Origin of the sequence: Pseudomonas sp. BW7P1 (assembly GCF_024981055.1) — a bacterium.
Lineage (GTDB): Bacteria > Pseudomonadota > Gammaproteobacteria > Pseudomonadales > Pseudomonadaceae > Aquipseudomonas > Aquipseudomonas bananamidigenes.
This window is the reverse complement of the sequence record NZ_CP103374.1, coordinates 599,087-613,414: the sequence shown is the minus strand read 5'-3', so window position 1 is coordinate 613,414 and position 14,328 is coordinate 599,087. Positions and strand designations below refer to the sequence as shown.

Sequence of the window (14,328 nt, the reverse complement as noted above, 5' to 3'; positions counted from 1 at the left end):
ATGCAGGTAACCCTGTGGCGAGGGAGCTTGCTCCCGCCGGGCTGCGGAGCAGACCCAAAAAACCTGCGACGGGAGCAAGCTCCCTCGCCACACAAGCGGTGCTGTTAAACCACCGCCGCCCGCCGCTGCACGAACCGGTCGACATATTCGTCCGCCGGCGAGTGCAGGATCTCTTTGGGCGTGCCGACCTGAATCAGGCGACCGTCCTTGAGAATCGCGATGCGGTTGCCGATGCGCACGGCCTCGTCGAGGTCGTGGGTGATGAAGACGATGGTCTTGTGCAGGGTCTTTTGCAGCTCCAGCAACTGATCCTGCATCTCGGCGCGGATCAACGGGTCGAGGGCGCTGAACGCCTCGTCCATCAGAATGATGTCGGTGTCCGCCGCCAGGGCGCGGGCCAGGCCGACACGCTGGCGCATGCCGCCGGAGAGCTGGTGCGGGTATTTGTTTTCGTAGCCTTTGAGGCCCACGGTGTTGATCCAGTGCAGCGCGCGTTCGGCACACAGTTGCTTGCTCTCGCCGCGCACCTTCAGGCCGTAGGCGACGTTGTCGAGCACGGTCCTGTGGGGCAGCAGGCCGAAGCTCTGGAACACCATGCTGATCTTGTGCCGGCGAAATTCACGCAGGGCGTCCATGTCGTATTGCAGGATGTCCACGCCGTCCACCAGGATCGCGCCGCTGGTCGGATCGATCAGGCGGTTGAAGTGGCGCACCAGCGTGGATTTGCCGGAGCCGGACAGGCCCATGATCACGAAGATCTCGCCGGTGCCGATGCTCAGGGACAAGTCATTGACCCCCACCACACACCCGGTCTCGTTCAGCACCTGTTCCTTGGTCTTGCCCTGACCGACCATCGCCAGGGCGTCCTTGGCGCGGTTGCCGAAAATCTTGAAGACGTTTCTGACTTCAATCTTGCTCACGGTTGCGTTGCTCATTTGCTCACCTCGTGCCGTGGCCGACCATATGCCTGGGTAATGCGGTCGATGACCACTGCGAGAATCACGATCGCCAGACCGGCTTCCAGGCCACGTCCGACGTTGAGGGTCTGGATGCCTACCAGCACGTCTTCACCCAGGCCACGGGCGCCGATCATCGAGGCGATCACCACCATCGACAGGGCCATCATGGTGGTCTGGTTGATCCCGGCCATGATGCTCGGCAGGGCCAGCGGCAGTTGCACGCCGAACAGCTGTTGCCAGCGGTTGGCGCCGAAAGCGTTGATCGCTTCCATCACTTCACCGTCGACCTGGCGGATGCCCAGATCGGTCAGACGGATCAGCGGTGGCGCAGCGTAAATCACGGTGGCGAAAATCGCCGGCACCTTGCCCAGGCCGAACAGCATCAGCACCGGGATCAGGTACACGAAGCTGGGCATGGTCTGCATGATGTCGAGCAACGGCATCAGGAACGAACGCAGGCGGTTGCTGCGGGCCGAGAGAATCCCCAGCGGCACCCCGATCAGCACCGAGATGACCGTGGCGACCATCATCAGCGCCAGCGTCTGCATGAGCTTGTCCCACAGGCCGACGGCACCGACCAGGAACAGCAGGCCGACAATCACGGCGGTGGTCACGACCTTGCGGGTGGCGTGCCAGGCCACACCCGCGACGATGGCCAGCATCAACCACCACGGCGCGGCGCGCAGCAGGCCTTCAAGGTTGACGATGGCCCACAGCAGGGTGTCGGAGATATGGCGGAACACGTCGCCGTAGTTGGTGACCAGTGCATCGACCCAACCGTTGACCCAGTCGGCGATGGAAAACGTAAAGCGTTCGGGAAACATAAGCGGCTCTCAATCAGAAATCTCAATCAAGCGAGTACGGCAAATCTCCCGGCCAGCCTCACGGTTGACCGGGAGGTATCGACCTACAGCGCCGCGTCGATTTTCTTGGCAGCGTCGTCGCTGACCCACGCATGCCAGACCTCAGGATGTTCCTTGAGGAAGATTTTCGCCAGTTTCGGCGACTCGATCCGCTCCTTGGTCATGCGACCCAGGTTCTGGTTCAGCAGGTCGATCGGCAGGTTGACCTTTTCCAGCACGGCCACCAGCTCGGGCGCTTCGTCATGGAAGGTCTTGGAAAGGCCCACTTTGATGGTCACACGCTTGTCGACGCCGGGTTTCTCTTCCAGTTTGACCGCGTCGATCTGGCCCATCAGCGGGGTTGGCGACCAGTAGTAGAACAGGATCGGCTCGCCGCGCTTGTAACTCGACAGCACTGCCGCATCCAGCGCCGGGCCGGTGCCCGGGCGGAAGTTGGTATAGCTGTTTTCCAGGCCGTAGCTTTTCAGCATTTCGCTGTTGTCCAGCTCGCAGGTCCAGCCGGCCGGGCAGTTGTAGAAACGGCCCTTGGACGGTTCTTCGGCATCCTTGAAGATCGCCGAGTATTTGCCCAGGTCCGCAATGTTTTTCAGGTCCGGCGCCTTGGCTTCGATCTTGCGCTTGGCATCACCTTCGATCACATAACGCGGCACGTACCAGCCTTCCACCGCACCGACCACCGGGGCGCCGACTCCGACGACCTTGCCGGCCTTCTCGGCCTTGTTCCAGACCTCGCTGCGGCCGACCCACTCTTCGGCGAACACTTGAATATCGTTGCTGCTCAGGGCGTTTTCCATGGTGATGGAGTTGCCCGGCAGGCTGTCGGTCTTGCAGTCATAACCTTTCTCCAGCACGACCTGCAGCACGTCGGTCAGCAACATCGCGCTTTCCCAGTTCAGGCCGGCGAATTTCACCGGTTTGCCGGATTCGCACCAACCGGCGGCCTGGGTGGCGCCGGCACTGGCCAGCAGGCCCATGGACAGCAATGTGGTCAGCAGGGTCTTGTTCGATTTCATTGTTGCGACGCTCCTAATCATGAATTGGCTTACGGCAGTTCAAGAGGCATCCAGCCCTGTCCACGTCCAGTCAGGCCTGCGCCGCAGCGCGGCCGGTCCCGCTTGTTTCAGTTGATGCAACGCTGTTCTGCTCGACCGGCAGAATCAGTTTGTCGGGTACGCTGCCATGCCATTTTTTTGCGCATACGTAGTAAAGCGCAGCAGGCAACACCAGACCGATGATCCACGAGATATCCACATCCCCCAGCGCGGCCACCAGCGGACCGGTGTAGAACTTGGTGGAGATGAACGGCAGCTGCACCAGCACACCGAACACATAGACGCTGATCCCGAGGAGGTTCCAGCGGCCGTAGCGACCGTTCGGATCGGCCAGCGCCGGGACGTCGTAGTGCTCACGGGTGATGCAGTAGTAGTCCACGAGGTTGATCGCGCTCCACGGTGTGAAGAACGCCAGCAGGAACAGAATGAAAGACTTGAACGCCCCGAGGAACGAGTGCTGGCCGAGCAGGGCGATCAGGGTCGCGGCACCGACGATCACCAGCACGAACACCAGACGCTGCATGCGGCTGACCGTCAGGTGGCCACGGAAGCCACTGATGATGGTCGCGATGCACATGAAGCTGCCGTAGGAGTTCAGAGTGGAGATGGTGACCTTGCCGAACGCGATGCTGAAATACAGCAACGCTGCGGTAGCCCCGGTGCCGCCCAGACCGACGATGTAAGCCACTTCATGACCGGCAAACTGGCCGTTCGCCGAAGCCGCCGCGAACACACCGAGAATCATCGCCACCTGCGCGCCGATCACCGAGCCGGCACCGGCAGCAAAGAAGGTTTTCACCGAGGACACCTGGCTCGGCAGGTAGCGGGAGTAGTCCGCCACGTAGGGGCCGAAAGCGATCTGCCAGGACGCCGCCAGCGACACCGCCAGCAGGAAACTGCTCCAGCTGAAGTGGCGGATCTGCAGGAGTGCACCGACATCCACCTGACTCATCAGACGGCTGAACAGATAAACGAAAGCGATCACGCCGATGGCACTGGCGATACGGCCGATCCAGTGGATCACCCGATAGCCGAGCACCGTGACCACGACGATGACGCTGGCGAAAAGCAGGATGCCGACCGTGTCGCTGACCCCGAACAACTGGCCCAGCGCCTGCCCCGACAGCACAGTGCCGGTGGCGGTGAAACCCAGGTACATCAGGCACACCAGCACGATGGGAATCGCCGCACCATAAACCCCGAACTGCACACGGCTGGAGATCATCTGCGGCAGACCCAGCTTCGGCCCTTGCGCCGCGTGCAGCGCCATCACGCCGCCGCCCAGCAGTTGACCGATCAGCAAACCGATCAACGACCAGAACACATCGCCGCCCAGCACCACGGCCAGAGCCCCGGTGACAATCGCGGTGATTTGCAGGTTGGCACCCATCCACAGAGTGAACTGACTGAATAGACGACCGTGTCTTTCCGCTTCCGGGATGTAGTCGATCGAACGCCTTTCGATCAACGGTTTGTTGCTTGCACGATCGGTGTTGCCAGCCATGATTCAACCTCTGTGGATTGTTCCGGGTTTTGTTGTTGTGTTGGCTTGCGCGGGAACGAGCACGCTCGCTCCCGCATTTTTATTTGCCGGTGATCATCGGCAGGTTCAGCCCCTGCTCCCTGGCGCAGTCGATGGCGATCTGGTAACCGGCATCGGCATGACGCATCACACCGGTGCCCGGGTCGTTGTGCAGCACGCGAGCGATGCGCTCGGCCGCCTCATCGGTACCGTCGCAGACGATCACCATGCCCGAGTGCTGGGAGAAGCCCATGCCGACGCCGCCACCGTGATGCAGCGAGACCCAGGTCGCGCCGCTCGCGGTGTTGAGCAAGGCATTGAGCAGCGGCCAGTCGGAGACGGCGTCGGAGCCATCCTGCATCGATTCGGTTTCGCGGTTCGGGCTGGACACCGAGCCGGAGTCGAGGTGGTCGCGGCCGATCACGATCGGTGCCGACAGCTCGCCGCGACGGACCATTTCGTTGAACGCCAGACCCAGTTTGGCGCGCAGACCCAGGCCGACCCAGCAGATCCGCGCCGGCAGACCCTGGAAGCTGATGCGCTCGCGAGCCATGTCCAGCCAGTTGTGCAGGTGGGCGTCGTCCGGGATCAGTTCCTTGACCTTGGCGTCGGTCTTGTAGATGTCCTGTGGATCACCCGACAGCGCCGCCCAGCGGAACGGGCCGATGCCACGGCAGAACAGCGGACGGATGTAGGCCGGCACGAAACCCGGGAAGTCGAAAGCGTTTTCCACGCCCTCTTCCTGGGCCATCTGACGGATGTTGTTGCCGTAGTCGAAGGTCGGGATGCCTTGCTTCTGGAAGTCGAGCATGGCTTTGACGTGCACCGCCATCGACTGCTTGGCGGCCTTGATCACTGCGGCCGGTTCGGTCTTGGCGCGGGCGCGGTATTGCTCCCAGGTCCAGCCGGCCGGCAGGTAGCCGTTGAGCGGATCGTGGGCGCTGGTCTGGTCGGTGACCATGTCCGGACGCACGCCACGACGGACCAGTTCCGGGAGGATTTCGGCGGCGTTGCCACACAGGGCGATGGAGATCGCCTTGCCTTCTTGGGTGTACTTCTCAATGCGCGCCAGGGCGTCGTCGAGGTCCTTGGCCTGCTCGTCGACGTAACGGGTCTTGAGGCGGAAATCGATGCTGGTCTGCTGGCATTCGATGTTCAGCGAGCAGGCACCGGCCAGGGTCGCGGCCAGCGGCTGGGCGCCGCCCATGCCGCCGAGGCCGGCGGTCAGGACCCAGCGGCCCTTGAGGTTGGAGTCGTAATGCTGGCGACCGGCCTCGACGAAGGTTTCGTAGGTGCCCTGGACGATGCCCTGGCTGCCGATGTAGATCCAGCTGCCGGCGGTCATCTGGCCGTACATGGCCAGCCCCTTGGCATCGAGTTCGTTGAAGTGTTCCCAGGTCGCCCAGTGCGGCACCAGGTTGGAGTTGGCGATCAGCACGCGCGGCGCGTTGCTGTGGGTCTTGAACACGCCGACCGGCTTGCCGGACTGCACCAGCAGAGTCTCGTCGTCATTCAGGTTGGTCAGGCTTTCGACGATCTTGTCGTAGCACTCCCAGTTGCGCGCAGCGCGGCCGATGCCGCCATAGACCACCAGCTCTTTCGGGTTCTCGGCCACTTCCGGGTCGAGGTTGTTCATCAGCATGCGCAGCGGCGCTTCGCTCAGCCAGCTCTTGGCGGTCAGCTGGTTGCCGCGGGCAGCGCGGATTTCGACGTCACGGAATTTGGTAGTTTTTGCGTCAGTCACGAAAAAGGCTCCTCAGCGATCAATTCAAACCAACCCTGGCGATGGGCAAGCGGCTTGTGCGCTTCGATGCGCGACAAGCGAATCAGGGACGCTGCGGAGAATCGCTGACGACTCATACGCATACGTCTTTACTTGTACATACAAGCATATGCAATCGAGCGGCCAACTCTTTGAAGGATCGTTCAAGAAAATCGCCAGGCACCGCTGGAGGACGCCTGAATCAAGGGCCGGGACGTGTGTGATTTTTTTTGCGGAGTTGATTGGTGCAAGTGAGGGACTGTTACACAAGTGTGGTTTTGCGCCACGCTGGGGCGTTCGGTAACAAGTTGGTGCGCCGGGGGAAACAGGATTTGAAATGCAAAAGTGGCGAGGGAGCTTGCTTCCGCTGAAGACCGAAGGGCGCCCGGTTCTGGCGAATTCCAGACCGGGGCCGCTTCGCAGCCCAGCGGGAGCAAGCTCCCTCGCCACAATGTGTTTTACATGCGCAGATGTATCAGCGTGTCGTCAGCTCGATCACGCAGCATCCGGCATTGACAGCAATCTCCACCAGACCGGTGTTGCCGTCCAGTTGCAGGCAATCATGTCGGCCAAGTTGCGCAGCGCTGTCACCGGTCTGCACTTGCAACGACTCGCTGACGCTGAACACGAGAACCGTGCCGGCGGAGCTGAAAAACCGCTGCTCGCCCTCCAACCACTGCAAGCGCGCGCTGTAACGCTGCGGCGAGTAGATCAGGTTGAAGTCGCGGATCGCTCCGCCGAGCAACGTACAGGACACTTGGCTTTCGCCGCTGAAGGCGAACGGGTCAAGGGGTAACAGCGGTCGTGTGTCGTCACCGTCGACACACAAGGTCATGCCGTCGCCCTGCAACACCGTGATCACCCGCTGATAACCGCTGAACGTCGAGAAACCGCCGGATTCGGCGATGTCGGCAATCGACAGGCGCCAGCCGAAACCGTCGAGACCGGCACCGGCGTCTCGGGTGATTTCCTCGGTGCTGCCGCCGCCGTTTTTCCACGGCATGCGCGGGTAGCCTTCGGCGCGTAGAACCTTCAACTCGCTCATTTATGCTCTCTGTTTATGCTTTTTATTTATGAAACCGACCTTCCAGACGATGACGGGAACCGGGGTGGATCAGACGCGCAGCGGTCACCGGCTGACGGCCCGACCAGGTGCGGCGGCGGATCAGCAGGCACGGCTCACCCTTTTCGATCTGCAGCAATTTGCATTCGGACGGCTCGGCGAGGATCGCTTCGACCACATGTTCGCCTTCGGTCAGCGGCGCAACCTGGTTCAGATAGGCATATGGCGTTTGCAGGGTGAAATCCTGCTTGAGGTATTCCGGCGCGACCAGCGCGTTGACGAAGCGATCTTCGATCTGCACCGGTATGTCGTTTTCGTAATGCACGATCAGCGAGTGGAACACCTTTTGCCCTTCACGCATGTCCAGCGCCAGGGCGCGCTCGGAGCCGGCGGCTTCTTCTTCCAGGGTGATCACCTGGCAGGTGTGGCGATGGCCACGGGAGGCGATTTCGTCGGCAATGTTGTGCACTTCGAACAGCGCGGACTGGCTCTTCGGCTCGGCGACGAAGGTACCGACGCCCTGCATGCGCACCAGCAGACCGTCGGCGGTCATCTCGCGCAACGCGCGGTTGATGGTCATGCGGCTGAAGCCCAACTGGCTGACCAGTTCGCTTTCCGACGGTACGCGGTAATGCGGCGGCCAGTTACCACTGTCGATCTGCTGGGTGATCATCTGTTTGACGCGGGCGTACAAGGGCGCCGGACTGTCGCCCATGTTCGCGGCCAACGGAGAGACTGGAGGCGGAGTCGGCACGATGGATCCCTGTTCATTGGATAAGGTTGCTAGCTTGCCGGAGTTTACCGGGCAGGCAAACGTCTGTATATGTATATACAAATAACACACGATGGGGTGCTGAACCATGTCCGCCTTCTTTGCCGAACGCGCACTGCTGCCTAACGGATGGGCCAACAATGTACGTCTCGAGGTCAGTGCCGATGGCGTGTTGACCCGAATCCAGGCCGATTCCACCGCAGAGGGCGCCGAACGGCTGAGCGGTCCGCTGCTGCCGGGCATGCCGAATCTGCACTCCCACGCATTCCAGCGAGCGATGGCGGGACTGGCGGAAGTGGCCGGCAATCCCAACGACAGTTTCTGGACCTGGCGCGACTTGATGTACCGGCTCGTCGGAAAAATCAGCCCGGACCAGCTCGGCGTGATCGCCCGTCAGCTGTACATCGAAATGCTCAAGTCCGGTTACACCTCGGTGGCCGAATTCCATTACGTTCATCACGATCAAAGCGGCCAGCCGTACGCCGACCCGGCGGAGCTCGCGTTGCGCATCAGCCAGGCCGCCAGCTCCGCCGGCATCGGTCTGACGCTGCTGCCGGTGCTCTACAGCCACAGCGGTTTCGGTGGCCAGACGCCCAACGACGGTCAGCGCCGCTTTATCAACAGCACCGAAAACTACCTGAAACTGCAATCGCGCCTGCAGCCGTTGCTCGCTCGGCAGAAGGCGCAGTCGCTGGGATTGTGTTTCCACTCATTGCGCGCGGTCACGCCGCAGCAGATCAGCGAAGTGCTGGCGGCCAGCGACAAGCATTGCCCGGTGCACATCCACATCGCCGAACAGCAGAAGGAAGTCGACGATTGCCTGAGCTGGAGCGGTCGCCGTCCGTTGCAATGGCTGTACGAAAACACCGAAGTCGATCAGCGCTGGTGCCTGGTGCACGCCACCCACGCCAATCCGGACGAAGTCACGCTGATGGCCAAGAGTCGCGCCATTGCCGGCCTGTGCCTGACCACCGAAGCCAATTTAGGCGACGGAATTTTCCCGGCGGTGGATTTCCTCGCTCAGGGTGGACGCATGGGCATCGGTTCCGACAGCCATGTGTCGTTGAGCGTGGTGGAAGAATTGCGCTGGCTGGAATACGGCCAGCGTCTGCGCGACCAGCGACGCAACCGCTTGTATGGCGCGGATCAACCGATGGTCGGGCGCACGCTGTATGACGCCGCCCTGGACGGTGGCGCTCAGGCACTGGGCCAGCCGATCGGCGCGCTGGAGGTCGGCAAACGCGCCGACTGGATCGTGCTCGATGGCAACGATCCGTATCTGGCCACCACCAGCGGCGACGGGATCCTCAACCGCTGGCTGTTTGCCGGTAGTGACCGTCAGGTTCGCGATGTGCTGGTCAACGGTCAGTGGGTCGTACGTGAAGGCCGGCATGCCGGGGAAGAAGACAGTGATCGCGCCTTCACCCAGGTGCTGCGAGAGTTGTTGGGCTGACATAAAAAAACCTGTGGAGGACATCCTCCACAGGTTTTTTGTTATGCGTCAGTTGGACGTCCTGGCCATCTGCTGATCCGACGTCCGCCAGATCAACCGCGTGGTGTCGTACCCCTGCTGCCGCGCCTTGCTCAGCAGGTCCTCACGCACGACACCATTGACGGTCGGCGTGCGCGACAAAAGCCACAGGTAACGTCGGCTCGGGTCGCCAACGATGGCGGTCTTGTAGTCGTCACTGACGTACAGCACCCAGTATTGGCCCTTGGCCAAACCCGGAATCAGCCGCGAAAACCAGGTATCGAACTCGACCCACAATTTGTCGGTCTTGCCCGGCACCTGTGGATAAGCCTTGCCCTTGACCTCTTCCCATTGCCAGTCCTTGGTCAGGCAACGGTTGAACACCCCCAGGTTGCCGTCAGGCTCGAGGGTATACCGGGCTTCGGATTGGGCGCAGTTGCGCTGGAAATACATCGGCAGCCGCGCCAGCTCATACCAGGTGCCCTGGTAACGCTTGAGGTTGACGCTGTGAACTGTCTTCGGCGCCAGCGGATCTTCACCGGTCGTGGCGCAGCCGGCCAATACCAGGCCGGCAAAAAGGATAAGCAATAACCGCTTCATTGTTTTTCTCCCGTGGGCGCGTAGCCCCGGTTTACTTCAGGCCTTGGCCGGAAAACATCAGCACTTTGTCACCGGCGTACTGCACGCTGATAAAGCTGTTCTTGTCGCCCCAGGTGCAACTGGACATGCCGAGCGCGCCCGAGCAATCGGTGGGTTTGCCGAGCAGCGTTTCCACTTCCGCCTTGGCCATGCCGGTCGAGAGCTTCGAATAGTTTTCCTGATTGACCTTGCTGCAGGCGGCCAACAGCACGCAAAACGACAGAAGGGCGATAGATCGCAGCGACATGGTGTAACTCCTGGAACGGAAGGGGGATGGCCTGGCGCCAACCAGAAGCTTAGAAGAGAAAACCCCTGTCTGGTTCCCTCGGCAGGCGGCTATTTATTGACCCGCTCGTCCGGCTTTCATCGATAAATCAGACACTTTGTAGGGCTATTGAGCATTTCGTCGCCTTTAACGAAAGCGTTCTCATCTTTGACGCGCAGCGGTCGAAATAAGAGCAGCGCAAAGCCCGAGAGTGTGGCAAATTGCCGCCCTTTCTTGACCAGCCCCTTCGCGGTAGCTCACTTAATGACCAGAAACATGAAATTCAGCCACAAGATCTTGTTGGCTGCCGCCCTCGTGGTGGCCGTTGCGTTCGCCTGTTTCATTTTGTTCAACGACTATCGACAACGCGAAGCCCTGAGCAACAGCACCGAATCCTCGATGCAGGAACTGGGCAGCCTGACCACCAGCAACATCCAGACCTGGCTGGAAAGCCGAATCCAGCTGCTGCAATCGATGTCGCAGCAGGTGGTCGCCGATGGCAGTGCTCCGGCCAGCCTGAAACGCATCATCGACCTGCCTGCCTACACCGGCAATTTCCAGCTGAGCTATTTCGGCGGCGCCGATGGCGTGATGTTCTCGATTCCGGCCGGCAACCGCGCACCGGACTATGACCCGCGCGCCCGTGGCTGGTACAAGGCTGCGAACAGCGCCCAGCAGACCATCGTCACCGAGCCCTACATCGCCGCCTCGTCGGGCAAACTGGTGATCACCATCGCCACCCCGGTGCAGCGTCAAGGCCAGATGATCGGTGTGGCCGGCGCCGACATCGACCTGACCAGCGTCAGCGCGATCATCAACTCGCTGAATTTCGGCGGCCACGGCCACGCCTTCATCGTCAGTGCCGACGGCAAGATCCTGATCCACCCGGACAGCAAGCTGGTGCTCAAGACCCTGACCGAGGCCTATCCCAACGGTGCGCCAAAAGTCAGCCCGGGCCTGAAGGAAGTCGAGTTCGACGGCAAGACCCAACTGATCTCCTTCACCCGGGTCAATGGCGTGCCATCGGCCGACTGGTACGTGGCCCTGGTGCTGGACAAGGACACGGCGTTCTCGATGCTCAGCGAGTTCCGCACCTCGGCATTGATCGCCATGGTCATTGCCGTGGTGATCATCATCGCGTTGCTCGGCATGCTGATCCGCGTGCTGATGCAACCGCTGCTGACCATGGGCCGCGCCATGCATGACATCGCCGAAGGCGAAGGCGACCTGACCAAACGCCTGACCATCCATGGCCACGACGAATTCGGCGCGCTGGGTCTGTCGTTCAACCGTTTTGTCGAGCGTATTCACACTTCGATCCGCGAAGTGTCTTCGGCCACCGGGCAGGTCAACGAAGTCGCCCTGCGCGTGGTCGCAGCATCCAACTCGTCGATGTTCAATTCCGATCAGCAGGCCTCGCGCACCAACAGCGTCGCCGCGGCTATCAATCAACTCGGCGCCGCCGCCCAGGAAATCGCCCAGAACGCCGCCCTCGCTTCGCAACACTCGAGCGATGCACGCAGCCTGGCGGTCGACGGCCAGCAGGTTGTGGATAAAACCATCCATGCGATGCAGCAACTGTCGGCAAAGATCAGCGACTCCTGTGGCAACATCGAAACCCTGAACAGCAACACCGTGAACATCGGGCAGATTCTGGAAGTGATCACCAGCATCTCCCAGCAGACCAACCTGCTGGCGCTCAACGCCGCCATCGAAGCGGCCCGCGCCGGTGAGGCCGGTCGTGGGTTCGCCGTGGTCGCCGACGAAGTGCGCAATCTGGCGCACCGCACCCAGGATTCGGCGCAGCAAGTGCAGAGCATGATCGAAGAATTGCAGGTGGGCGCACGTCAGGCGGTCGGCATCATGATCGAGAGCCAGCGCGAGAGCGAAAGCAGCGTCGGCATCGCCAACCAGGCCGGCGAACGCCTGGAAAGCGTGACCCAGCGCATCGGCGAGATCGACGGGATGAACCAGTCGGTGGCGACCGCGACCGAAGAGCAGACGGCGGTGGTCGAGTCGATCAACGTCGACATCAATGAGATCAACACGCTGAACCAGGAAGGCGTGGAGAACCTGCAGGCGACGTTGCGCGCTTGTGCGGATCTGGAGCAGCAGGCTGCGCGGTTGAAGCAGTTGGTGGGTAGTTTCAGGATTTAAGGCACTGCCGCAGGCCTCTTCGCGAGCAGGCTCGCTCCCACACTGAAAAGTATTTCAAATGTGGGAGCGAGCCTGCTCGCGAAAGCGGCCCCAGCAACAACGGAGATTCAGAATCTGGACCCGGGCTCGGAAAGAAACACCAACTCCTCCACCGTAGACTCCCTTCCCAACACCGCATTGCGATGCGGAAACCGTCCAAATCGCGCAATCACCTTCTGATGCCGCTCGGCATAATCCAGATTGTCGGCAAACACCCCGCGCTCCGCTTCCGGCTGTTCGGCCACCAGTTCGATGAACCGCGAAACTGCTTCGTTCTGCACCGCGAGGTTTTCGCAGTGTTCGAAGACGAGGTAGATGAAGAGTCGCTGAATCGGTTTCAACTGCCGGTCGAAATCCGCCGCGATGCCTTGGGCAACCAGCTTCTGCGCCCGCAGATCGCCGGAAAAAGCCTTGGGGGTATCGCGAAAAATCATGCGAGGAAGCTGATCGAGCAGCAGCACCACCGCCAGCCAGCCTTCGGGACGTTGCGTCCACTCGGTCAATCCGCCGGCGAGAGCCTGATCGACAAGGACCCCGAAACGCTCACGCGCTTCGAGGTCCTGGCGGTCTTTCTTGCCGAACCACAACTTGCCCTGTTGCGCCGTCACTTCAGTAGCCGACTCGGCATGGCCGAACCACCAATCGAGCAACGGCTGCCAGGGCGCGGTCATGGTTTATTCCTTGTGGTAAGCCGTGGCGCGGGCGACTTCTTCTTTCGAGCCGAGGAACACCGCTACGCGCTGATGCAGGCCTTCAGGCTGGATGTCGAGGATGCGCTGGTGACCGTCGGTGGAAGCGCCACCCGCCTGTTCCACCAGGAACGACATCGGATTGGCTTCGTACATCAGACGCAGCTTGCCCGGCTTGGACGGCTCACGGCTGTCGCGCGGGTACATGAACAGACCGCCACGGGTCAGGATGCGGTGTACGTCGGCCACCATCGCCGCGACCCAGCGCATGTTGTAGTTTTTTTTCAGCGGGCCTTCTTCACCGGCCAGCAGTTCGGAAACGTAGCGCTGTACCGGGGCTTCCCAGTGACGCTGGTTGGACATGTTGATCGCAAATTCCTGGGTGCTTTCAGGAATGGTGATGTCTTCGTGGGTCAGGACGAAGCTGCCCATTTCGCGGTCCAGGGTGAAGCCCTTCACGCCGTTGCCCAGGGTCAGGATCAGCATGGTCTGCGGACCGTAGATCGCATAACCGGCAGCGACCTGCTGGGTGCCTGGCTGCAGGAAGGCCTTTTCGTTCAGGGCTTCGTTCTGGCTCAGGTATTCGTTCGGGCAGCGCAGTACCGAGAAAATGGTACCGACCGGGGCGTTGATGTCGATGTTCGAGGAACCGTCCAGCGGGTCGAACACCAGCAGGTAGGCACCTTTCGGGTATTTGCCCGGGATCTGGTAGGCGTTGTCCATTTCTTCGGACGCCATGCCGGCCAGGTGACCGCCCCACTCGTTGGCTTCGAGCAGAATTTCGTTGGACAGCACGTCCAGCTTCTTCTGCACTTCGCCCTGGACGTTCTCGGTGCCCATGCTGCCCAGCACGCCGCCCAGGGCGCCTTTGGACACGGCGTGGCTGATCTCTTTGCAGGCACGCGCCACCACTTCGATCAGGAAGCGCAGATCGGCAGGAGTGTTGTTGCTGCGGGTCTGCTCAATCAAATAGCGACTCAGGGTAACGCGGGACATGGACGGCTCCGGTGGAATGGGGGGCTGAAAACCCGCGCAGTTTACAGGGAGTCTGAAAACGTAGCGAGCAATGACGCCC

The 14,328-nt window shown here is 61.3% G+C and carries 13 protein-coding genes; 2 read left to right on the top strand and 11 right to left on the bottom strand.

Translation table 11 applies throughout. The annotated features are described in order from the left end of the window. Window positions 1–104 precede the first annotated feature (104 nt). From NWV16_RS02765 to hutC, 7 genes are all read right to left on the bottom strand, one after another. Window positions 105–935 (bottom strand): glycine betaine/L-proline ABC transporter ATP-binding protein, encoded by an 831-nt coding sequence (locus tag NWV16_RS02765; protein ID WP_065261545.1) that lies wholly within the window; start codon window positions 933–935, stop codon window positions 105–107. Continuing rightward, window positions 932–1,783: an ABC transporter permease gene (locus NWV16_RS02760; RefSeq protein ID WP_085711027.1), complete on the bottom strand. Its 852-nt coding sequence runs from the start codon at window positions 1,781–1,783 to the stop codon at window positions 932–934. Before NWV16_RS02760 ends, NWV16_RS02765 begins: the two co-directional genes overlap by 4 nt. An 83-nt stretch (window positions 1,784–1,866) precedes the next feature. Continuing rightward, window positions 1,867–2,835, bottom strand: a complete 969-nt coding sequence (locus NWV16_RS02755) for an ABC transporter substrate-binding protein (protein WP_065261547.1) — start codon at window positions 2,833–2,835, stop codon at window positions 1,867–1,869. Between the two features lie 70 nt (window positions 2,836–2,905). Further along, the gene (locus tag NWV16_RS02750; RefSeq protein ID WP_260521876.1) at window positions 2,906–4,378 is read right to left on the bottom strand and encodes a purine-cytosine permease family protein; all 1,473 of its coding nucleotides are present in this window, start codon (window positions 4,376–4,378) and stop codon (window positions 2,906–2,908) included. A 79-nt stretch (window positions 4,379–4,457) separates the two neighbouring features. Then, window positions 4,458–6,140 (bottom strand): urocanate hydratase, encoded by a 1,683-nt coding sequence (hutU, locus tag NWV16_RS02745; RefSeq protein WP_260521875.1) that lies wholly within the window; start codon window positions 6,138–6,140, stop codon window positions 4,458–4,460. Window positions 6,141–6,633: 493 nt separating this feature from the next. After that, a complete protein-coding gene (locus NWV16_RS02740) occupies window positions 6,634–7,203 on the bottom strand; it encodes a HutD family protein (protein WP_260521874.1) in 570 nt (189 codons plus the stop codon). 22 nt (window positions 7,204–7,225) lie between these two features. After that, window positions 7,226–7,936 carry a histidine utilization repressor gene (hutC, locus tag NWV16_RS02735; RefSeq protein WP_162803449.1) on the bottom strand — a complete coding sequence of 237 codons (711 nt, stop codon included), beginning with the start codon at window positions 7,934–7,936 and terminating at the stop codon, window positions 7,226–7,228. Between the two features lie 145 nt (window positions 7,937–8,081). Between hutC and NWV16_RS02730 the strand changes: the two genes are divergently transcribed. Next, a complete protein-coding gene (locus NWV16_RS02730) occupies window positions 8,082–9,446 on the top strand; it encodes a formimidoylglutamate deiminase (protein WP_260521873.1) in 1,365 nt (454 codons plus the stop codon). A gap of 48 nt (window positions 9,447–9,494) precedes the next feature. On the opposite strand, the gene NWV16_RS02725 is transcribed toward NWV16_RS02730, so the two are convergent. Then, on the bottom strand, window positions 9,495–10,064 hold the full coding sequence (locus NWV16_RS02725) for a lipocalin family protein (protein WP_260521872.1): 570 nt from the start codon (window positions 10,062–10,064) through the stop codon (window positions 9,495–9,497). A gap of 31 nt (window positions 10,065–10,095) precedes the next feature. After that, window positions 10,096–10,350: a hypothetical protein gene (locus NWV16_RS02720; protein ID WP_119428670.1), complete on the bottom strand. Its 255-nt coding sequence runs from the start codon at window positions 10,348–10,350 to the stop codon at window positions 10,096–10,098. Between the two features lie 282 nt (window positions 10,351–10,632). On the opposite strand from NWV16_RS02720, the gene NWV16_RS02715 reads away from it, so the two are divergent. After that, the gene (locus tag NWV16_RS02715) at window positions 10,633–12,525 is read left to right on the top strand and encodes a methyl-accepting chemotaxis protein (protein ID WP_260521871.1); all 1,893 of its coding nucleotides are present in this window, start codon (window positions 10,633–10,635) and stop codon (window positions 12,523–12,525) included. A gap of 107 nt (window positions 12,526–12,632) precedes the next feature. Here the strand turns inward: NWV16_RS02715 and NWV16_RS02710 are convergent, their stop codons facing one another. After that, window positions 12,633–13,235: a DUF924 family protein gene (locus tag NWV16_RS02710; protein WP_260521870.1), complete on the bottom strand. Its 603-nt coding sequence runs from the start codon at window positions 13,233–13,235 to the stop codon at window positions 12,633–12,635. 3 nt (window positions 13,236–13,238) lie between these two features. Continuing rightward, window positions 13,239–14,249: a class 1 fructose-bisphosphatase gene (locus tag NWV16_RS02705; RefSeq protein ID WP_065261556.1), complete on the bottom strand. Its 1,011-nt coding sequence runs from the start codon at window positions 14,247–14,249 to the stop codon at window positions 13,239–13,241. Window positions 14,250–14,328: the final 79 nt, after the last annotated feature.